Source organism: Variovorax paradoxus, assembly GCA_016806145.1.
In the GTDB taxonomy this organism is placed as follows: Bacteria; Pseudomonadota; Gammaproteobacteria; order Burkholderiales; family Burkholderiaceae_C; genus Variovorax.
Genome location: CP063166.1, coordinates 5,567,740 through 5,588,235, shown reverse-complemented (window position 1 = coordinate 5,588,235; position 20,496 = coordinate 5,567,740). Strand labels below are relative to the sequence as shown.

Annotated in this window: 20 protein-coding genes; 9 read left to right on the top strand and 11 right to left on the bottom strand. The window is 70.6% G+C overall.

Annotated elements, in window-relative coordinates; all coding sequences use genetic code 11:
- Positions 1-197: 197 nt before the first annotated feature.
- Positions 198-605 (top strand): hypothetical protein, encoded by a 408-nt coding sequence (locus INQ48_26125; GenBank protein ID QRF60903.1) that lies wholly within the window; start codon positions 198-200, stop codon positions 603-605.
- A 10-nt stretch (positions 606-615) separates the two neighbouring features.
- Here the strand turns inward: INQ48_26125 and ureG are convergent, their stop codons facing one another.
- The 7 genes from ureG to INQ48_26090 all read right to left on the bottom strand — a co-directional run bounded on the left by ureG (position 616) and on the right by INQ48_26090 (position 5,978).
- Positions 616-1,266 (bottom strand): urease accessory protein UreG, encoded by a 651-nt coding sequence (gene ureG, locus INQ48_26120; protein QRF56771.1) that lies wholly within the window; start codon positions 1,264-1,266, stop codon positions 616-618.
- Positions 1,267-1,289: 23 nt separating this feature from the next.
- Positions 1,290-1,970, bottom strand: coding sequence for an urease accessory protein UreF (locus tag INQ48_26115; GenBank protein ID QRF56770.1), 681 nt, complete (start codon positions 1,968-1,970; stop codon positions 1,290-1,292).
- Between the two features lie 332 nt (positions 1,971-2,302).
- Entirely contained in the window at positions 2,303-2,884 is a 582-nt protein-coding gene (gene ureE / locus INQ48_26110) for an urease accessory protein UreE (protein ID QRF56769.1), read from the bottom strand.
- Between the two features lie 101 nt (positions 2,885-2,985).
- A complete protein-coding gene (gene ureC / locus INQ48_26105; GenBank protein QRF56768.1) occupies positions 2,986-4,704 on the bottom strand; it encodes an urease subunit alpha in 1,719 nt (572 codons plus the stop codon).
- Between the two features lie 3 nt (positions 4,705-4,707).
- On the bottom strand, positions 4,708-5,013 hold the full coding sequence (locus INQ48_26100; GenBank protein QRF56767.1) for an urease subunit beta: 306 nt from the start codon (positions 5,011-5,013) through the stop codon (positions 4,708-4,710).
- A gap of 16 nt (positions 5,014-5,029) precedes the next feature.
- A complete protein-coding gene (locus tag INQ48_26095) occupies positions 5,030-5,638 on the bottom strand; it encodes a HupE/UreJ family protein (GenBank protein QRF56766.1) in 609 nt (202 codons plus the stop codon).
- 37 nt (positions 5,639-5,675) lie between these two features.
- A complete protein-coding gene (locus INQ48_26090; GenBank protein ID QRF56765.1) occupies positions 5,676-5,978 on the bottom strand; it encodes an urease subunit gamma in 303 nt (100 codons plus the stop codon).
- A gap of 126 nt (positions 5,979-6,104) precedes the next feature.
- Between INQ48_26090 and INQ48_26085 the strand changes: the two genes are divergently transcribed.
- The 3 genes from INQ48_26085 to INQ48_26075 all read left to right on the top strand — a co-directional run bounded on the left by INQ48_26085 (position 6,105) and on the right by INQ48_26075 (position 11,525).
- Positions 6,105-9,713 (top strand): response regulator, encoded by a 3,609-nt coding sequence (locus INQ48_26085; GenBank protein QRF56764.1) that lies wholly within the window; start codon positions 6,105-6,107, stop codon positions 9,711-9,713.
- A gap of 7 nt (positions 9,714-9,720) precedes the next feature.
- Positions 9,721-10,746: a response regulator transcription factor gene (locus tag INQ48_26080; protein ID QRF56763.1), complete on the top strand. Its 1,026-nt coding sequence runs from the start codon at positions 9,721-9,723 to the stop codon at positions 10,744-10,746.
- 182 nt (positions 10,747-10,928) lie between these two features.
- Complete coding sequence (locus tag INQ48_26075; GenBank protein ID QRF60902.1) at positions 10,929-11,525, top strand: hypothetical protein; 597 nt, start codon at positions 10,929-10,931, stop codon at positions 11,523-11,525.
- Here the strand turns inward: INQ48_26075 and INQ48_26070 are convergent.
- A complete protein-coding gene (locus INQ48_26070) occupies positions 11,512-12,144 on the bottom strand; it encodes an ABATE domain-containing protein (GenBank protein ID QRF56762.1) in 633 nt (210 codons plus the stop codon). The genes INQ48_26075 and INQ48_26070 overlap by 14 nt on opposite strands.
- Before the next feature lie 142 nt (positions 12,145-12,286).
- Between INQ48_26070 and INQ48_26065 the strand changes: the two genes are divergently transcribed.
- A complete protein-coding gene (locus INQ48_26065; GenBank protein QRF56761.1) occupies positions 12,287-13,153 on the top strand; it encodes an alpha/beta hydrolase in 867 nt (288 codons plus the stop codon).
- Positions 13,154-13,156: 3 nt separating this feature from the next.
- Here the strand turns inward: INQ48_26065 and INQ48_26060 are convergent, their stop codons facing one another.
- A complete protein-coding gene (locus tag INQ48_26060; GenBank protein ID QRF56760.1) occupies positions 13,157-14,077 on the bottom strand; it encodes a LysR family transcriptional regulator in 921 nt (306 codons plus the stop codon).
- 108 nt (positions 14,078-14,185) lie between these two features.
- Here INQ48_26060 and INQ48_26055 point away from each other — a divergent pair, with 108 nt between their 5' ends.
- A complete protein-coding gene (locus tag INQ48_26055) occupies positions 14,186-15,394 on the top strand; it encodes a pyridoxal-phosphate dependent enzyme (GenBank protein QRF56759.1) in 1,209 nt (402 codons plus the stop codon).
- 44 nt (positions 15,395-15,438) lie between these two features.
- Positions 15,439-16,416: a tripartite tricarboxylate transporter substrate binding protein gene (locus tag INQ48_26050; protein QRF56758.1), complete on the top strand. Its 978-nt coding sequence runs from the start codon at positions 15,439-15,441 to the stop codon at positions 16,414-16,416.
- Between the two features lie 13 nt (positions 16,417-16,429).
- On the opposite strand, the gene INQ48_26045 is transcribed toward INQ48_26050, so the two are convergent.
- Positions 16,430-17,056: a PAS domain-containing protein gene (locus tag INQ48_26045; GenBank protein ID QRF56757.1), complete on the bottom strand. Its 627-nt coding sequence runs from the start codon at positions 17,054-17,056 to the stop codon at positions 16,430-16,432.
- 165 nt (positions 17,057-17,221) lie between these two features.
- Here INQ48_26045 and INQ48_26040 point away from each other — a divergent pair, with 165 nt between their 5' ends.
- Together INQ48_26040 and INQ48_26035 are read left to right on the top strand one after the other, a co-directional pair.
- Positions 17,222-18,130, top strand: a complete 909-nt coding sequence (locus INQ48_26040) for an amino acid ABC transporter substrate-binding protein (GenBank protein QRF56756.1) — start codon at positions 17,222-17,224, stop codon at positions 18,128-18,130.
- Positions 18,131-18,162: 32 nt separating this feature from the next.
- Positions 18,163-19,305 (top strand): pyridoxal-phosphate dependent enzyme, encoded by a 1,143-nt coding sequence (locus INQ48_26035; protein QRF56755.1) that lies wholly within the window; start codon positions 18,163-18,165, stop codon positions 19,303-19,305.
- Positions 19,306-19,341: 36 nt separating this feature from the next.
- On the opposite strand, the gene INQ48_26030 is transcribed toward INQ48_26035, so the two are convergent.
- Positions 19,342-20,484, bottom strand: coding sequence for a DSD1 family PLP-dependent enzyme (locus tag INQ48_26030; protein ID QRF56754.1), 1,143 nt, complete (start codon positions 20,482-20,484; stop codon positions 19,342-19,344).
- Positions 20,485-20,496: the final 12 nt, after the last annotated feature.

The window sequence follows — 20,496 nt, the reverse complement described above, 5'->3', positions numbered from 1 at the left end:
TATCGGCAGTTACACGGTGCCGTCGCGAACTCGGGGCGATACTGCGGGTCACAGGCCGCTGTCGCCCGTTTCGTCGTTGCCCGATGTCCATTCCTTCCTTCTCTTCACCCGTAGCGCGCCTGCTCGGCGCCGGTGCCCTCTGTCTCGCAAGCCTCGCCGCGCAGGCGCAAGCGCTGCCGCCCGGCGTGCGGCTCGGCATGTCGGCCGACGAGCTGCGCGCCGCGCTGCCTTCGGCCGAGCGCGTAGCGCGGCCGCAGCGGCTCGCGGGCGGCCTGCTGGGCAGCTGGCATGGCGCGCCCCAGGCCCTGGCGGGGCTGGTGTTCGAGCCGACCTTCTTCTTCGCCGATTCGCAGTTGCGGCGCGTCGAGTACGCGGCCTCGGCGCAAGGCCTGCCCGATGGCGGCGGCGCGGCCTTCGCCGAGTTGCTGCAGTGGGGCCGCGGTGCCTTCGGTGCCGAGCTCGCGGCCAACGATCCGGGCAGCGCCTATGCGGCCTGGAGCAGCGGCGAGATGGACGTCTACGTGCAGCGCGTGGGCGATCCGCGCCGCGCGAGCGTGCGGCTGGTCTACAAGCAGCGCCAGCTGCGCGACGGCAGCGAGCTGTGAAGCGACGGCCTCAGGCCGTCTTGAGCATCCCGCGCTCCTCGATGAAGCGCACGACCTCGGCCACGCCGGTCAGGGTCTTGAGGTTGGTCATCACGTAGGGCTTCTGGCGGCGCATGCGCTGCGTGTCCTGTTCCATCACGTCGAGGTTGGCGCCCACGTAGGGCGCGAGGTCGGTCTTGTTGATGACGAACAGGTCGCTCTTGGTGATGCCGGGGCCGCCCTTGCGCGGGATCTTCTCGCCCGCGGCCACGTCGATGACGTAGATCGTGAGGTCCGAGAGCTCGGGGCTGAAGGTGGCCGCGAGGTTGTCGCCGCCCGATTCGACGAACACCACGTCGGCATCGGGAAAGTCCTCGAGCATGCGGTCGATGGCCTCGAGGTTGATCGAGGCATCCTCGCGGATCGCGGTGTGCGGGCAGCCGCCGGTCTCCACGCCCATGATGCGTTCGGCCGGCAGCGCGCCGGCCACGGTCAGCAGGCGCTGGTCTTCCTTGGTGTAGATGTCGTTGGTGATCGCGACCAGGTCATAGCTGTCGCGCATCGACTTGCAGAGCATCTCCAGCAGCGTGGTCTTGCCCGAGCCGACGGGGCCGCCGATGCCCACGCGCAGCGGCGGCAGCTTCTTGGTGCGGTTGGGGATGTGGTGCAGGGCGGAGGTCATGGTGGGTGCGTGAAGAAAAGAATCTAGCTGCGGAAGAGCCGCGAATACTGGGTTTCGTGCCGCGCCGACAGCACGGCCAGGAGCGGTGCGAAGGCCTGCCGATCGTCGTCCGACAGCTGCATCGCATGGTTCACGGCCGCGGGAATCTCCTGCGCGAGCCGCCCGAGGATGCGCTGTCCCGCGCTCTGCCCCAGCGGCACGGCCTTGACCGCGGCCGCAACCATGTTCTCGGCCCAGCCGAAGGCAAAGGCCAGGCAGCCGTCGTGCACCGAAGCACCCGAGCGGTGGGCCGCGAACGCGAAGGCCACGGGATAGCTCGCGGGCAGGCCGGCGAAGACCTCGGCCGTGTCGGCATGGTGCAGCTTGAGCCATTCGACGAAGGAGCGGCCCATCTGTTCGGTCTGCAGGAAGAACTCGGCCGATTCGCGCGTCTGCAGCACCCAGTCGTTGAGCGTGCGGATGCGCTGTTTGTCGTCGGCGCGCCAGGCGGCGATGGCCTGCGCGACCAGCGCGAGGTCGCCGCGCGTGAAGCTCAGGTGCAACTGGTCGGACAGCCATTCGGCCGCGCTGGCCTCGGTGTCGACGCCGGCCCATTCGACGGCGGCCTCGACACCTTCGGAGTACGAGAAGCCGCCGACCGGGAGGGCGGGGGAGGCGAGCCAGATGAGCTGGAGGAGGCTTTGGGGCTGTGGTGTGTCAGCCATGTCGGCTCACGTCCGAAGGGTGGCGCATCGGTTGTTCTGGTCCGGGGCGCGTGCACAGGACAGCGGGTACTTCCCTCCGCGAATGTCCCCCGCCTTCGGCTCCTCCTTTATTTCGCTGCGGGAAGCACCCACTGCCCTGTGCACGAGAAGCGCAGCGGTGGTGCCGGTCGATCAAGCACGGCGCGTCTGGCGCACGTCGATGGGGTACTCCCCGCAGCGAAATAAAGGAGGAGCCCGAAGGGCGGGGGACATTCGCGGAGGGGAGTACCCCGTCGGCGTGCGCCCGCCCCCACCGAAACAAACGGCCTCGAACAGAGAACCCAGCCCCCATCTCAGTGAGAGTGGTCGTGACCATCGAGCAGTTCCGGCGCCAACACCAGCGGCTTCGGCCCCGAAGAGTGCGCATGACCATGCGAGTGATCATGGTCATGGCTATGCCCACCCCCATGCGAATGCTCGTGCGACCCATAGGCCCCGCCCTCGGGTTCGAAGGCCTCCTCGACCGCCACCACGATCAGGTGCATCGACCGCAGCATGTCGGCCAGCACATGGTCGGGCTCGATCTTCAGGTGGTCGGGCTTGAGCTCGATCGGCACATGACGGTTGCCCAGGTGGTAGGCCGCGCGCGTCAGGTCGAAGGGCGTGCCGTGGGCCGTGCAGTGCGTGATGCGCAACACCGGCTGCGGGGCAGCGATCACGCGCACCAGCGAACCGTCTTCCGCCACCAGCACGTCGCCGCCGCGCACGGCCGTGCCGCGCGGCAGGAACACGCCGATCTGCCGGCCCTGCGAATCGGTGGCGTCGAAACGGCTTTTCTGGCGCACGTCCCAGTCGAGTTCGATGGTGGCGGCGCGCTTGAGCAGCACGGGCGCGAGGCCGCGGCCCTGGGGCATGAGTTTGTTGGCGGTGAGCATGGTGCGGTGGGACGCGTGGCGCGTCTGAAGACAGGAACGATGCTTTCAAGGATACGCAGCCTGTCAAGCCGGCGTGCCGCGCCGGACTTTCTGGCTCCGTCTCAGAACAGGAAGTAGCGCTGCGCCATCGGCAGCAGCTTCGCCGGTTCGCAGGTCAGCAACTGCCCGTCCGCGCGCACCGCATAGGTCTGCGCATCGATCTCCATCTTCGGCGTGTAGCCGTTGTGGATCAGGTCCTTCTTGCGCACGTTGCGGATGTTCTTCACCGCCGCCAGGTTCTTCGCCAGCCCGTAGCGCTCCTTGATGCCCGCGGCCAGGCCGGCCTGCGAGACGAAGGTCAGCGAGCCCTTCGCGAGCGAGCCGCCATAGGCGCCGAACATCGGGCGGTAGTGCACCGGCTGCGGCGTCGGGATCGAGGCGTTGGGGTCGCCCATCGCCGCCATCGCGATGCTGCCGCCCTTGATGATGGTGAAGGGCTTCACGCCGAAGAAGGCCGGCTTCCACACCACGATGTCGGCCCACTTGCCGACCTCGATCGAACCCACCTCGTGCGCGATGCCGTGCGCGATCGCGGGGTTGATCGTGTACTTGGCCACGTAGCGCTTCGCGCGGAAGTTGTCGTTGCGCGCGCTGTCCTCGGGCAGCGTGCCGCGCTGCAGCTTCATCTTGTGTGCGGTCTGCCAGCAGCGCAGCACCACCTCGCCGACGCGGCCCATGGCCTGGCTGTCGGAGCTGAACATGCTGATCGCGCCGAGGTCGTGCAGCACGTCCTCGGCGGCGATGGTTTCCTTGCGGATGCGCGATTCGGCGAAGGCCAGGTCTTCGGCGATGCCCGCGTCGAGGTGGTGGCACACCATGAGCATGTCGACGTGCTCGTCGAGCGTGTTCACCGTGTAGGGCATGGTGGGGTTGGTCGAGGAGGGCAGGAAGTTCGCCTCGCCCACCACGCGCAGGATGTCGGGCGCATGGCCGCCGCCCGCGCCCTCGGTGTGAAAGGCGCAGATCGCGCGGCCGCCCACGGCCGCGATCGTGTTCTCGACGAAGCCCGATTCGTTGAGCGTGTCGCTGTGAATCGCCACCTGCGTGTCGGTGGCCTCGGCCACGTCGAGGCAGTTGCTGATCGCCGAGGGCGTGGTGCCCCAGTCCTCGTGCAGCTTGAGGCCGATCACGCCGGCCTCGATCTGCTCGTGCAGCGCGCCGGGCAGGCTGGCGTTGCCCTTGCCGAGGAAGCCGAGGTTCATCGGGAATGCGTCGGCCGCCTGCAGCATGCGCTCGATGTGCCAGGAGCCGGGCGTGGAAGTGGTCGCGAAGGTGCCGGTGGCGGGGCCGGTGCCGCCGCCCAGCATGGTCGTCACGCCCGAGGCCAGCGCCTCCTCGATCTGCTGCGGGCAGATGAAGTGGATGTGGCTGTCGATGCCGCCGGCGGTGACGATGTTGCCCTCGCAGCTGATGATCTCGGTGCCCGGGCCGATCACGATATCGACACCCGGTTGCACGTCGGGATTGCCGGCCTTGCCGATGGCGGCGATGCGGCCGTCCTTCAGGCCGATGTCGGCCTTGACGATGCCCCAGTGGTCGAGGATCAGCGCGTTGGTGAGCACCGTGTCGATGGCACCCTGCGCGCGCGTGCGCTGCGACTGCGCCATGCCGTCGCGGATCGTCTTGCCGCCGCCGAACTTGACCTCCTCGCCGTAGCCGCCGGCGCGCAGCGTGTAGTCGGCCTCGACCTCGATCAGCAGATCGGTGTCGGCCAGCCGCACGCGGTCGCCCACCGTGGGGCCGAAGATTTCTGCGTAGGCGCGTCGCCCGATGGTGGCCATGGCTTAGAGCTTTCCTTGAACGAGTCCGCGGAACCCGTAGACGATGCGGTCGCCCGAGAAATCGACCAGCTCGACCGTGCGCTGCTGCCCCGGCTCGAAGCGCACCGCGGCGCCCGAGGCGATGTTCAGGCGCATGCCGCGCGCGGCCTCGCGGTCGAAGCCGAGGGCGCCGTTGGTTTCGGCGAAGTGGTAGTGCGAGCCGACCTGGATCGGCCGGTCGGCCGTGTTCTGCACCACCAGCGTGAGGGTGCGGCGGCCCGGGTTGAGCGGGTGGTCGCCGTCGTCGGTGAGGATTTCGCCGGGGATCATGGACCGGTGCCTCGCCTCAGATGGCCTGCGCCAGCAGCGTGGCGCCGAGGCCGACCACCGCGGCGCCCGCGATGCGCGGCAGCCAGGCGTTGGCATGGCGCAGCGCCCAGCCCAGCGCGATGCCGGCGGCATGCAGCAGCACGGTCGCGCCGACCATGCCGGCGAGGGTGAGGGCGGCGTCTTGCTCGCCCGCGAGCTCGTGGCCGTGCGCCACGCCGTGGAAGACCGCGAACAGGCCGACCACCGCCATCGCCACGCCGGCCGGCAGGTGCACGCGCGCGGCCACCAGCAGGCCCAGCACCAGCAGCGAGGCCGCGATCATCGGTTCGACGGCCGGCAGCTGCAGCCCGGCCAGGCCGACCAGCGCGCCCGCCAGCAGCATGCCGGCGAAGGCCAGCGGCGCCCACAGCAGGTCGGGCCAGGCGCGGCGCGCCGACAGCGCGCTCCAGACGCCCACGGCGACCATCGCCGCGAGGTGGTCGGTGCCGGTCAGCGGGTGCATGAAGCCGGCCACGAGGCCGTGGTGCAGGCCGCCGTCGACGCCGGTGTGGGCGCTGGCCGCCAGGGGCAGCAGGGTGGCGGCGAGCAGGGCGAGGGTCCTGGAGGAGAGGGTGGATGGGCGCATGAGGGCTTGTCCTTGGTTGTTCTGGGTGTGCGGTCGTTCAGACGATGGGCTGGTGCACCGTCACGAGCTTGGTGCCGTCGGGGAAGGTGGCCTCGACCTGGATGTCGGGAATCATCTCGGCGATGCCGTCCATCACGTCGGCGCGCGTCAGCACGTTGCGGCCCTCGCTCATGAGCTCGGCCACGCTCTTGCCGTCGCGCGCGCCTTCCATGACGGCGGCCGAGATCAGGGCGATGGCTTCGGGGTAGTTGAGCTTGAGGCCGCGGGCCTTGCGGCGTTCGGCGAGCAGCGCCGCGGTGAAGATCAGCAGCTTGTCTTTTTCGCGCGGAGTCAGTTCCATGGAGACGGCATCGGGTGGCGGGAGGAGGCGGCCATTATGGGCAGAGCAGGGCTGTTGCAACAGTCGTGCCCTGTTCGCCGAATGCCGTATGGCGCCGGGTCCGCGGGGCGCCGGGTGGCACGAAAGATGCACCGAAACGGTGTGAACCCTGGCCCGCCCACCGCCGTCCCCCCCACCGAGTCCGACGACGCGCCGCAGCGCATCGTCAAGGTGCGGCGCGACTACAACAGCTGGGTCGCGAGCGAAACCCTCGAGGACTATGCGCTGCGCTACACGCCGCAGCGCTTTCGCAAATGGTCCGAATGGCGGGTCGCCAACACGGCCTTCGGGGCGGCCTCGTTCCTGATCCTCGAGGCAGTGGGCGCCACCTTGCTGGTGCAGTACGGCTTCGCCAATGCCTTCTGGGCCATCCTGGCCACGGGGCTGATCATCTTCCTCGCGGGCCTGCCGATCAGCGTGTACGCGGCGCGCTACGGCGTCGACATGGACCTGCTCACGCGCGGCGCCGGCTTCGGCTACATCGGCTCCACGCTGACCTCGCTGATCTACGCGAGCTTCACCTTCATCTTCTTCGCGCTCGAGGCGGCCGTGATGGCCTACGCGCTCGAGCTGGCGCTGGGCATCCCGCCGGTCTGGGGCTACCTGGTCTGCGCGCTGGTGGTGATCCCGCTGGTCACGCACGGGGTGTCGGCGATCAGCCGGCTGCAGCTGTGGACGCAGCCGCTGTGGCTGCTGATGCTGGTCGTGCCCTTCGCCTATGTGCTGGTGCGCGATCCTGGTGCGTTCGCGGGCATCACGCACTACAACGGCGCCAAGAGTGGTGCGCAAGGATTCAACCTGCACCTGTTCGGTGCCGCGCTCACGGTGGGCATCGCGCTCATCACGCAGATGGGCGAGCAGGCCGACTACCTGCGCTTCATGCCCGCGCGCACCGCTGCCAGCCGCGGCCGCTGGTGGGCCGGGGTGCTGGCCGGCGGGCCCGGCTGGGTGGTGCTGGGCGTGGTCAAGATGCTGGGCGGCGCCGCGCTGGCCTACCTCGCGATCACGCACATGGTGCCGGTGGAGCGCGCGGTCGATCCGAACCAGATGTACCTCGCGGCCTACGAGTACGTGTTTCCGAACTACGGCTGGGCGGTGGCGGCCACCGCGCTGTTCGTGGTGATCTCGCAGCTCAAGATCAACGTCACCAACGCCTACGCGGGCTCGCTGGCCTGGAGCAACTTCTTCTCGCGCGTGGCCCACAGCCACCCGGGGCGCGTGGTGTGGGTGGTGTTCAACGCGCTGATCGCCTTCATGCTGATGGAGATGAACGTGTTCGAGGCGCTGGGCGACGTGCTCGGGCTGTTCGCCAACATCGCCATCGCCTGGATGATGGCCGTGGTGGCCGACCTGGTCATCAACAAGCCGCTGGGCCTGTCGCCGCCGGGCATCGAGTTCAAGCGCGCCCACCTGTGGGACATCAACCCGGTGGGCGTGGGCGCGATGGCGCTGGCCTCGCTGCTGTCGATCACAGCGCACCTGGGCGTGTTCGGGCCGCTGGCGCAGGCCTTCTCGGCGCTGATCGCGCTCGGCACGGCGCTCGTCGCCTCGCCGCTCCTGGCCTGGGCCACGGGCGGGCGCTACTACCTGGCGCGCGGCTCGGTCGAGGGCGCCGCAGTGGCCGCTGGCCGGCCGGTGCAGTGGGCCCGGGTCGAGTCCGAAGGCGCCTACCGCCGCCTCGCGGTGCAGCGCTGCGTGATCTGCGAGCGCGAATACGAAGGCCCCGACATGGCCCACTGCCCGGCCTACCAGGGCGCGATCTGCTCGCTGTGCTGCACGCTCGACGCCCGCTGCGGCGACCTCTGCAAGCCGCATGCGAGCCTGTCGGCGCAGTGGTCGGCGGTGCTGCGCTGGCTGCTGCCGCGGCGCAGCTGGCGCTACCTCGACACCGGCCTGGGCCACTTCCTGCTGCTGATGCTGATCATCGTGCCGCTCTTGGCGGTGGTGTTCGGCGTGCTCTACCAGCAGGAGCTGCGCGCGCTCGGCGAGCGCGCGCTCGAGCTGGCCGCGCAGAGCGAGGTGGCGCAGGCGCTCGCGGCCGCGCAGCAGGCCTCGTTGCGCTCGGGCTTCCTCAAGGCCTACATGGCGCTGCTGGTGATCGCGGGCATCGTCGCCTGGTGGCTGGTGCTGGCGCACCAGAGCCGCAAGGTGGCGCAGGAGGAATCGAACCGCCAGACCCACCTGCTGGTGCGCGAGATCGAGCTGCACCGCGAGACCGACCGCGCGCTGCAGTCGGCCACGCGCACCGCCGAGGAGGCGCGCGAGGTGGCCGAGCAGGCCAAGCTCGCGGCCGATCAGGCACGGCGCGCCGCCGACCAGGCCAACCAGGCCAAGAGCCGCTACATCAGCGCCATCAGCCACGAGCTGCGCACGCCGCTCAACAGCATCCTCGGCTATGCGCAGCTGATGGGCGAAGACCATTCGGTGCCGCCGCACCGCCAGCAGGCGGTGGCGGTCATCAAGCGCGGCGGCGAGCACCTGCTGTCGCTGATCGAGGGCACCCTGGCGATCGCCCACATCGAGGCCGGCAAGCTCACGCTGCATGCGCGGCCGATGCGCTTCGCCGACACCCTGCGCGAGCTGGCCGACATGTTCGAGTTGCAGGCGGCCGAGAAGGGCCTGGCCTTCCGCTTCGAGGCCGCGGGCGCGCTGCCCGAGGTGGTGCGTGCCGACGAGAAGCGGGTCTGCCAGATCCTCATCAACCTGCTGGGCAACGCGATCAAGTTCACGGCCGCCGGCCAGGTCACGCTGCGCCTCGCTTATGCGCGCGAGTTCGCCGCGGTGGAGATCGAGGACACCGGCCCGGGCATGACGGCGGCCGAGATCGAGCGCATCTTCGAGCCCTTCGCGCGCGGCGATTCGGCCGGCGCCGCGGCCGCGCCGGGCGCGGGGCTGGGCCTCACCATCGCCAAGATGCTGACCGACCTGATGGGCGGCGAGATGAAGGTCAGCAGCACGCCGGGCGTGGGCTCGCTGTTCTGCGTGCGGCTGTTCCTGCCGCGCGTGCACGAGGCGGTGGCCGGCGCCGGCCGGCCGCAGCCGGTACAGCGCGCGCGGCGCGGCTACGAGGGCGCGCGCCGCCGGCTGCTGGTGGTCGACAACGAGGAGGCCGACCGCGAGCTGCTGGGCCATGTGCTGGCGCCGCTGGGCTTCGAGCTGCGCAGCGCGGCCAGCGGCCACGATGCGCTCGACCTGATCGCCGCCGGTTACCGGCCCGACGCCATGTTCGTCGACCTCGCGATGCCCGGCATCGACGGCTGGGAGACCATCCGCCGCGCGCGCCGGCTCGGGCTGGCCGACGCCGCGGTGGCGATCGTCTCGGCCAACGCCTTCGACAAGGGGCTCGACAACGACGTGGAGATCGCGCCCGAGGACTTCTTCGTGAAGCCGGTGCGCCACACCGAGCTGCTCGACTGGCTCGAGCGCCGGCTCGGCCTGCGCTGGACCGAAGCGGCCGTGGCGAGCGCGCCGGCGCCGGTGCAGCCGGTGCTGCGCCCGCCGTCGCGCGAGCGGCTGCGCGCGCTCGACGAGGCCGTGAGCCTCGGCTACTTCCGCGGCATCATGAACCAGCTCGACGCCATCGACGGCGAGCAGCCCGAGTGCGCCGCCTGGACCGAGGCGCAGCGCGTGCTGGCGCGGCAGTTCCAGTTCGAGGCCATGGGCCGCGCGCTGGCCGAGGCGGCCCATGCGGGATGACAACCAGATGAACACACCGGCCACACCTGCCGAACCCGTGCCGCTCGCCCAGTCGCTGCGCGACAAGAGCGCCAACAGCGATCTCGTGCTGATCGTGGACGACGTGCCCGACAACCTCGCGGTGCTGCACGACGCCCTCGACGAATCGGGCTACACGGTGCTGATCGCCACCAACGGCGAACAGGCCTTGCAGCGCGCCGCGCAGGCGCGGCCCGACATCGTGCTGCTCGACGCGATGATGCCGGGCATCGACGGCTTCGAGGTCGCGCGCCGGCTCAAGGCCGACGGGATGACGTCGCACATCCCGATCGTCTTCATGACCGGCCTGACCGAGACCGAGCACCTGGTGGCCGCGCTCGAGGCCGGCGGCGTGGACTACGTGACCAAGCCGATCAAGCCCAAGGAGGTGCTGGCGCGCATGAACGTGCACCTGCAGGGCGCCCGGCGCGCGCGCCAGGTGGCGCGCCAGGCCGGCCAGGCGCGCAATGCGCTCGACGCCTTCGGCTACGCCAGCATCACGGTGCGACTGCCCGAGGGCCGGCTGATCTGGCAGACGGCGCTGGCGCGCGACCTGCTGCAGCGCTACTGCGAGACGCGCGCGCCCGAGACCCCGGCCGCCGTGCTCGACTGGCTGCGCAGCCATGCGCCGGCGGCGCGCCAGCGCGGCGTGGAGCCGCCGGCGCTGTCGATCGCGCAGGGCGCCAGCAGCCTCACGCTGCGCCTGCACCAGCAGACCGGGCACGACGACGACGGCGACGAGTGGATGATCATCATGCGCGAGGTGTCCGACACCGCCGTGATCGAGGCCATGAGCCTGAGCCTCAAGCTCACGGCGCGCGAGGCCGAGGTGCTCTACTGGGTGGTCAAGGGCAAGACCAACAAGGACATCGGCGAAATCCTCGGCAGCAGCCCGGCCACGGCCAAGAAGCACCTCGAGCGCGTCTACGTGAAGCTCGGCGTGGAGACGCGCACGGCCGCGGCGGGCGTGGCGATCAAGCGCATCCGCGAGCTGCAGCCGCAGTTCGAGATCTAGCGTTCGTTGCGGCGGCGTCACGCCGCCGACTTTCCGCCTGCCTAGAATCGCGCGCCGGTTTCACCGGAACGCCCGCGATGAAGAACAACGAACACGCCACCAGAGGGACGCGCATCGGATGGCTGCTGGCCGCCTGCGGCCTGTGGGCCGGCGCGAGCGCGCACGCGGCCGGCCATTTCGACATCGACGATGCCGCCACGCTCGATCCGGGCCAGTGCCAGTACGAGACCTGGTGGGGCCGCACCGGCACCGAACCGGTCATCGGCTTCCACCTGGGGCCGGCCTGCCGCATCGGCCCCGTGGAGCTGGGCTTCAACCTCGACCGGCTGTCGACGCTGGGCGTGCGCACGGTCACCGGCGGGCCGCAGATCAAGTGGAATTTCTTCGGCCCGGCGCCCGATGCCACCTGGAGCGCCGCGGTCTCGGCCGGCACGGTGTCGGACTTGCGCACCGGCGGCCGCACGGGCGGGCAGTTCGTCGTGCCGGTCAGCTGGCGCCCGACGCAGAGCCTGCAGATCCACGCCAACCTCGGTGCCGACTGGGCGCCCGGCACAGGCCAGCGCACGACGCGCGGCGGGCTGGCCTGCGAGTGGGCGCTCAACGACACGCTGTCGCTGATCGCCGAACGCAGCCGGGTCTCGCGGCTGTGGACCTCGCGCGTGGGCGCGCGCCTGAGCCTCACGCCGCTGATCAGCCTCGACCTCAGCGCCTCACGCACCGGGCCGCAAGGCGTGCGCGGTGTCGTGATCGGCCTGAACCACGAGTTCAGCTGGCACTGAGGCCGCGCCGCGCCCGGTGCGCGGCCGCCTTCGCGCGGTTGCCGCACGAGGCCATGCTGCACCAGCGGCGCGAGTGGGTCTTCGTGCGGTCCAGGAACATCAGCGTGCAGGCGTGGCCTTCGCAGGCGCGCACCCATTCGAAACGCTCGTCGCACAGCAGCTCGGCCATGGCGCGCGCGATCGGCTGCAGCAGCTGATCGGGCGCCGAGAAGGGCTCGACGCGGCGCAGCCGCAAGCCGCCGCCCTCGGGGTCGGCCGCGACTTCCACATGGCTCTGGTCCTGCGCGAGCAGGCGGTTCAGGGCCTCGAGTTCGGCTGCCGCCTCCACGTCGAGCGGCCGGCCCGCATGGCGTTCGGCGAAGTGCCGGAAACCGTCGCGCAGTTCGCGCGCGCGTTGCGCCACCGCATCGAGCGCGGCCCCGCCGCCCCTGGCGGCCCGCAGCCGCTCGGCATCGGCCGGCGCGATCAGCTTCGCCGCCAGCAGCCATTGCAGCAGTGCTGCGCCATCGGCCAGCCATTCGACGCGCACCCCGTCGGGCGTGGCGGTGCTGTTGACGAAATCGAGCGCGAGATGGTCGCCGACGAAGGGCGCGGGCATGGGGACGGCGGTGGTGGTCATGGCGAAACTCCTGGCGCGATGATAACCGCCAAAAAATAGATTGACAGGTTACTCGGCGATGAATAACCTTTAAAAACGTCGTTAGCAGGTTATTCAAGTCCGGGAGCCCTCGGCGCCGCCATCGGCTTGCAGGAGTCTTCCCATGGTTCGTTTCCACACCGTCGCCGTCGGCGCGCACAAGGTCTTCTATCGCGAGGCCGGCGATCCCTCGCGGCCCACCTTGCTGCTGCTGCACGGCTTCCCGAGCTCGTCGCACATGTTCCGCCACCTGATCCCGCTGCTGGCGGACCGCTTCCACATCGTCGCGCCCGACCTGCCGGGCTTCGGCTTCACCGAGTCGCCCGCGCGGCCGGCCTTCGCCTACACCTTCGACAACCTCGCGAAGGTGATCGAGGGCTTCACCGACGCGCTCGGCCTGCGGCGCTATGCGATCTACGTGTTCGACTACGGCGCGCCCGTGGGCTTCCGGCTCGCGCTGTCGCGGCCCGAGCGGGTGAGCGCGATCGTGTCGCAGAACGGCAATGCCTACGAGCAGGGCCTGAGCGAAGGCTGGGGCGTGCTGCGCACCTATTGGCGCGAGCCGAATGCCGCCAACCGCGAGGCCGTGCGCGCGGCCCAGCTCACGCACGAGGCCACGCGCTGGCAGTACGTGCACGGCACGCCCGATCCGCTGCAGGTGGCGCCCGAGGCCTGGGAGCTCGACTGGGCGCTGATGCAGCGGCCCGACAACATCGAGATCCAGCTCGACCTGTTCCTCGACTACGCGAACAACGTGGCGCTGTATCCGAAGTTCCACGACTACTTCCGCAACCACCGTCCGCCCTTCCTCGCGATCTGGGGCCGCAACGATCCCTTCTTCCTGCCGCCGGGCGCCGAGGCCTTCAAGACCGACAACCCGAACGCGCAGGTGCGTTTTCTCGACACCGGCCACTTCGCGCTCGAGACGCATGCGGCGGAGATCGGCGCGGCGATCGGCGATTTCCTCGGCGGACTGCCGGCCGAGGGCTGAAGCTCAGCGCAGGTAGCGCTGCATGCGTTTCTCGTCGTCGGCCAGCTGCTGGCGCATCACCGAGAGGAAGTCGCGCGCGGTCGACGACAGCACCTTGCCGGCCGGCAGCGCGAGGATGCAGGCGAAGGAGATGTCGACCGACAGCTTGCGCGCCACCAGTCCGCGCTCGGCGTAGTCGAGCGCGGTGATCGGATTGACCAGGCCCACGCCGAGCCCGCGCAGCGCCATCTCGCAGACGCTGGCGGCGTAGGGCGTCTGCACCACCATGCGCAGCGCCAGGCTCTTCTGCGCCAGCGCGGCCTCGAGCCGGCGGTGCGAGGGGTCCTCGGGGTTGAGCGCGAGGAAGGGCGCTTCCACCAGCTGCTCGGGCTCGATGCTCTTGAAGCGCGCGAGCGCATGGCCCTGCGGCATCACCACCACGCCCGGGAAATGCGCGAAGGTCGAATGCTCGAGGCCCTCGAGCGAGAGCTCGTCGGCCATCAGGCCGAAGTCGGAGATGCCCATCGAGACCCGGTCGCGCACGTCCTTGGAACTGAGCACCTGCAGCGACACCTGCGGCCAGGCGCTCGCGCCGCGGTGCGCCTTGAAGCGCTCGAGCGCGCGCGGCATGAAGCCCAGCCCGAAGGCCGGATAGCAGCTGAGCTCGAGCTGGTTGGTGCCGAAGTCGCGCAGGCTGCGCATGCGGTGCTCGATGGCGTCCATGCCGATGAACACGCGCTCGACCTCCACCCACAGCGCGCGCGCCTCGGGCGTGGGCACCAGCCGTCCACCGGTGCGCTGGAACAGCTGCATGCCCGCCTGCGTCTCGAGCCGCTTGAGCGACTGGCTGATCGCCGGCTGCGTCACATGCAGCAGCGCCGCGGCCTTGCGCGTGGAGCTGCTGCGCATCAGCGCCCGGAAAGTCTCGATCTCCGCAAATCGCATCGATAAGTTCCGTTATCGGTTGAGTATTTTGGGCCTTCTGATTTTATTTCCGAACGCATAAGATTCGGCCCGCCACCCCGACCGACTTCCTTCACACCCCCCAGTGCGATGACACTCCACGCGCTCGATACCCAGCCCGCCGACCTTTCTTGCGGCACCGCCGCGGACGAGGCCCTCGCGGCCGATGCCGCGCGGCCGGTGCGCAACCCGCAGTTGCGCGGCCTCCAGTGCCTGCGCTGCGAGACGCTCTATCCGGTGTCCTCGCTCAACGACGGCTGCCCGGCCTGCCGCCGCATGGGCGTGCACATCGGCCTGCGCGCCAGCTACCTGCCGGGCACCGAGACCGGCATGCCGATGCCCTACCTGCCGGGCTTCACGCTCGGCGAGGGCAACACGCCGCTGCGCGAGCTGCCCGAACTGGCGCAGCGCCTGGGCGTGGCGCGGCTGGCGCTCAAGGACGAATCGGTCAACCCGACCGGCTCGCACAAGGACCGCATGACCGCGGTCGGGGTGGCGCAGGCGCTGGAAGCCGGCGCCCACACGCTGGTGCTGGCCTCCTCGGGCAATGCCGCGGTGTCGGCGGCCCACTATGCCTGGGCCGCGGGCCTGTCCTGCGAGGTCGCGGGCTACGAAGGCCTGCCGGCCGCCTATGCGCGCCAGCTCGACGCGCTCGGCGCGCGCCGCTACGCCTTCTCCGACAACGCGGGCCGCTGGGCCTTCGTGCGCGAGCGCGCGCAGCATCCGGGCTACTTCGCGCTCACCAACTACCGGCTGCCCGCGCTGGGCAGCGCGCCGCTCGCGATCGAGGGCTACAAGCCGATCGCGGCCGAATGCCTGGCCGAGGGCGGGCTGCCCGACCACATCGTGGTGCCGACCGCGCGCGGCGACCTGGCCTGGGGCATCTACGCGGGCTTTCGCGACCTGCTGGCGGCCGGGCGCATCGCGCGGCTGCCTCGGCTGTGGCTGGTGGAGCCGTTCCCGCGGCTGTCGCGCGTGCTCGCGGGCGGCGCCGTCAACGGCAGCTACCCGGGCCACACGGCGCAGTTCTCGACCGCGGGCGCCACCGTCACCTACCTGCAATGGCAGGCCGCCACCGCCACCGCGGGCGGCGCGGTGGTGGTCAACGACGACGAGGCGCGCACCGCGCGCCGGCTGCTGACGGCCGAAGGCGTGAGCGCCGAACTCTGCGCGGCCGCTGGCCTGGGCGCGCTGCGGCAACTGCGCGACAACGGCCTGGTGGCGGCCGATGCGCACGTGGTGCTGATGCTCACCGCGAGCGCCGCCTGCGATCCGAGCTGGCCCGATCCGTCGGTCTGAGACCGGTTCTTCTCCCCTTTCCTTCCTCGTTCACGGAGCACGCGATGCGCCGACGTACCTTCATTGCCGTTTCATCGGCAGGTGCCCTGCTGGGCGCCACCGGCACCGCCCGGGCGGGCGCCTTTCCCGACCGGCCCGTCAAGCTGGTCGTGCCCTGGGCCGCGGGCGGCAGCACCGACGCAATAGCGCGCGCCATGGCGCAGCGCATGAGCCAGACGCTGGGCCAGTCGGTGATCGTCGACAACCGTCCGGGCGCGGCCGGCCAGATCGGCACCGACGCCGCCGCCAAGGCGCCGCCCGACGGCTACACGCTGGTCATCGTCGAGCTGCCACATGCCATCGCGCCGGCCGTGACCGCGAAGCTGCCCTACGACCTGCTGCGCGACTTCACGCCGGTGACCATGATCGGCACCTCGCCGCTGGTGCTGTTCGCGGGCATGGACGAGGGCAGCAAGGACTTCCGCGGCTTCATGAAGACGGCCGCGGCGAGCGCCTCGCCGCCCGCGATCGCGCACAGCGGCGCGGGCACCGTGAGCCATCTCGCGGGCGAACTGCTGGCGCAGCGCTCCGGGATCCGCTTCAACATGGTCCCGTACCGCGGCTCGGCGCCCGCGCTCACCGACGTGGCAGCGGGCACGGTGGCCGGCCATTTCGCGACCCTGGCCAGCGGCGCGAGCCTGGTGGGCGCGCGCCGCATCCGGCCGCTGCTGGTGGCGAGCGCGAAGCGCGTGGACATCCCGGGCCTGCAGGGCGTGCCCGCGCTGGCCGAGAGCGGCCTCGCGGGCATGGAGATCGACCAGTGGTGGGCGCTGGTCGCGCCCGCCACCACGCCGCTCGAGGTGGTCGAGAAGCTGCGCGCCGAGGCCGTCGCGGCGCTGGCCCATGCCTCGGTGAAGGAGCGCATGACGGCGCTCGGCGTGCAACTGCGCGGCTCGACCACCGGCGAACTGCGCGCCTTCATGCGCGCCGAGGCCGAGCGCTGGCAGCGCGTGGCGCGCGAAATCGGGCTGCAGCCGCAGTAGGCCGCGCCGGCTCCTAGCGGGCGTCGCTGTAGACGGTGGCGCGCGACACGCCCATGTGCGCGGCCGCGATCTCGGCGCCGCGGCGGATCTCGAGAAAGCCTTCCTTCTTCAGCTCCTGCACCAGTTGCTTGCGGTCGGCGGGCTTGAGCGAGCGCGGCGTGGTCGCGCGCGCGGCCGCGAAAGCGTCGATGCGCGCATGGATGCGCTCCGACTGGCCGCTGCCGGGCTCGAGGTGCTCGCGCACCTCGCTGTCGTCGATGCGCGTGAACTGCGACATCGCGCTCTGGAAGCTCTGGAACAGGGTCAGGTCCACGTTCAGGCACAGCGCGGCCACGTACTCGCCGTGCTCGTCCTTGATGCCGATCGAGGTGCTCTTGACCTTGCGGCCGTCGGGAAAGGCATTGGCGTAGTTCGCGATCACGGCCGGGAATTCGGGATCGCGGATGCGCGCGAGCCCGAGCTCGGTGACCGACTGGCCGACCTGCCGGCCGCTCAGGCCGTTCTCGATCGCATGGATCGCGTTCTCGGGATTGCGCAGGTCGTGCACCACCACCTCGCAGAAGGGCGCGAAGGTCTGGCCCAGGCCCTCGGCGATGTGGTCGAGCATCTCGAGCAGGTGCTTGTCGGACTTCTTCTTCATGTGGGTGAATGTATCCAGGTCTGGACGAAGCATCCAAACCGCACGTCAAAACTGTACAAAAAGTACATTAATGGATATATTGTCTGGAACCGCGGTGCCCTCCGGCGGCCGCCTTCGCGGGCGGCGCGCCGACTTCCCTCTTTCTTTCTCTGCTCGGAGAAACCCATGAAGAAGATCCGTCTGGCGTTCCCTGTCCTCGTCCTCTCGCTGCTGGCCGCCGGTGCCGGCCCGGCCTCGGCCGACACCCTGCGCAAGCTCGCCGACAGCGGCCGCATCGCGATTGGCGTGCGCGACTCGGGCGCGCCGCTGTCCTATGCGCTCGGCGCGGGCCGCTACACCGGCTACCACGTCGAGCTCTGCGAACGCGTGATCGCCGGCCTGCGCGAGGCGCAGCGGCTGCCCGCGCTGGCCATCGACTACCAGCCCGTGACCTCGTCGAACCGCATTCCGCTGGTGCGCAACGGCACGGTCGACCTCGAGTGCGGCACCACCACCAACAACGCGGCGCGCCAGAAGGAGGTGGCGTTCGCGCTCACCACCTACGTCACCGAGGTGCGGCTCGCGGTGGCCGCGAAGTCGGGCATCGCCTCGATCGCGCAGCTGCAGGGCCGGACGGTGGTCGTGACCTCGGGCTCGAGCGCGGTGAAGACCGCGCGGCTGCACAGGAAGGCGGCCGGCGTCGAGTTCCAGGAGGTCTACGGCAAGGACACGGGCGACAGCTTCCTCATGCTGCAGACCGGCCGCGCCGACGCCTGGATCGACGACGACAACATCCTCGCGGGCAACATCGCGAGCGCGCGCACGCCGGGCGACTTCCGCATCGCGGGCGAGAGCTTCGCGGTGGAGCCGATCGCGATCATGCTGCGGCGCGACGACCCGGCCTTCAAGGCCGCGGTCGATGCCCAGCTGCGCCGGCTGATGGCCGACGGCGAGCTCGCGAAGCTCCACGACAAGTGGTTCGTGCAGCCGATCCCGCCGCGCAACGCGGCGCTGAACCTGCCGATGAGCGCCGCGCTGCGCCAGGCGATCGCGGCACCGAACGACAACCCCTCCGAGGCCTACCAGGCCCGCTGAACCCATTCATCAAGCAACGAAGGAACATAGCCATGCCGAACACCCCGCACTACATCGACCCCCGCACCGGCCGCACCCACGGCCTGCTCGAGCGCCGCTGGCGCTCCGACGACGGCCACCCGATGATGATCACGCCGCTGCCCGGCATCTCGCGCGACGACATCGACACGCGCGTGCGCTCGCTGTGGCGCTACCGCGCGGCGCTGCCGGTGGCGATCGAGCAGCCTGCGAGCCTGGGCGAAGGCTGCACGCCGCTCGTGCAGAAGCGCTGGGGCGGGCTCGAGCCCTTCTTCAAGCTCGAGTGGTTCAACCCCACCTGCAGCTTCAAGGACCGCGGCGCGGCCGTGATGATGTCCTTCCTGCGCCAGATCGGCGTCGACGCGGTGCTCGAGGACAGCTCGGGCAACGGCGGCGCCGCGATCGCCGCCTCCGGTGCCGCGGCGGGCCTGCGCGTGAAGGTGCTCGCGCCCGCCTACACGCCCGCGCCCAAGGTGGCGCAGATCCGCGCCTTCGGCGCCGAGGTGCAGCTCGTGCCCGGCCCGCGCGAGGCTTCCGAAGAAGAGGCGGTGCGCCAGTCCAGCGAGATCTTCTACGCCAGCCACAACTGGCACCCCTTCTTCCTGCAGGGCACGAAGACGCTGGCCTACGAGCTCTGGGAGGACCTGGGCTTCGAGGCGCCCGACAACGTGATCATCCCGGCCGGCGCGGGCAGCAACGTGCTGGGCTGCCACATCGGCTTCCAGGAGTTGCTCGCGGCCGGGCAGATCCGCCGGCTGCCGCGCATCTTCGTCGCGCAGCCGCTGAACTGCTCGCCGATCGACGCGAGCTTCACGGCCGGTGCCGACACGCTGGTCGAGCGCGCGGTGGCGCCGACCATCGCCGAGGGCACGGCGATCAAGCGGCCGGTGCGGCTGCGCGAGATCCTGCAGGCGCTGCGCGAGACGCGCGGCGGCACGGTGGCGCTGACCGAGGAACAGATCGCGGCAGCCGTGCGGCGGCTGGCGGCGACGGGGCTCTATGCCGAGCCGACCTCCTCGTCGGCCGCTGCCGCCATCGAGGTGCTGGAACAGCGCGGCGAGATCCGCGCGGGCGAGAAGACGGTGGTGCTGCTGACGGGCACGGGGCTCAAGTCGACGCAGTTCATGACCGAGCTGTTCGCAGGGGCGGCCGGCTGATCGACCGGGCGCCCCGCGCGTGGCGGGGCGTTCGCTTCACCAGCCGTGCAGCCGCGGCCAGGCCCGCAGGCTGCCGTCCTGCGCGAGCGCGTGGTATTCGGGGAACTGGGCGCCGGTCGCGCAGGCATGGTTGGGCAGGATGCGCAGCCGCGTGCCGATCGGGAAGCGTTCGACGATGTCCGTGGCCGTGCCGCCCGCGAGCGACAGGATGCCGTGCTCCTGGTTCGCGCCGCTCAGCACATAGCCTTCGATCACGCGGCCTTCGAGGTCGCAGGCCTGGCCGTAGCCGAAGTCGTGCTTCTGCTTCGCCGTGCCGCGGTCGCGGCTCATCGCCATCCAGCCGGCGTCGAGGATGGCCCAGCCCTTCTCGGCCTGGTGGCCGATGACGGTGGCCAGCACGCTCAGCGCGATGTCCTCGGGCGCGCAGACGCCGATGTTGTGCATCACGAGGTCGAAGAACACGTAGACGCCGGCGCGCACCTCGGTCACGCCGTCGAGCCGCGCGGCCGACAGCGCGGTGGGCGTGGAGCCCACGCTCACCACCGCGCAGGGCAGGCCGGCCGCGCGCAGCCGCTCGGCGGCCTGCACGCAGCCCGCGCGTTCCTGCTCGGCCATGGCCGCGAGCGCCTCGGGCGTGTCGAGCTCGTAGCTCGAGCCCGCATGCGTGAGCACGCCCGCGAGCCGCATGCCGCCGTCGTGCAGCACGCGCCCGACCTCGAGCAGCGCGGCCTCGCCGGGCTTGATGCCCGAACGGTGGCCGTCGGTGTCGATCTCGATCAGCACCTCGAAGACCTCGCCCTGCGCGCGGCCGAAGTCGGCGATGGCGCGGGCCGAGGCCAGGCTGTCCGTGATGATCGTCAGCCGGCAGCCCGCGCGGCGCAGCGCGAGCGCCTGCGGCAGCTTGGCCGCGGCCATGCCCACCGCATAGAGGATGTCGTCGATGCCGTCGGCGTGGAATTGCGCGGCCTCCTTGAGCGTGGAGACGGTGATGCCCTGCGCGCCCGCCGCGAGCTGCGCCTGGGCGACCGGCGTGCACTTGCTGGTCTTCACGTGCGGGCGGAAGCGCACGCCCAGCGCGTCCATGCGCGCTTGCATGCGCGCGATGTTGCGTTGCATGCGCGGCAGGTCGATCAGGGCGGCGGGGGTGTCGAGTTCGGCGAGGGTGGGGGTGGTGGTCATGGCGGGGAGGAA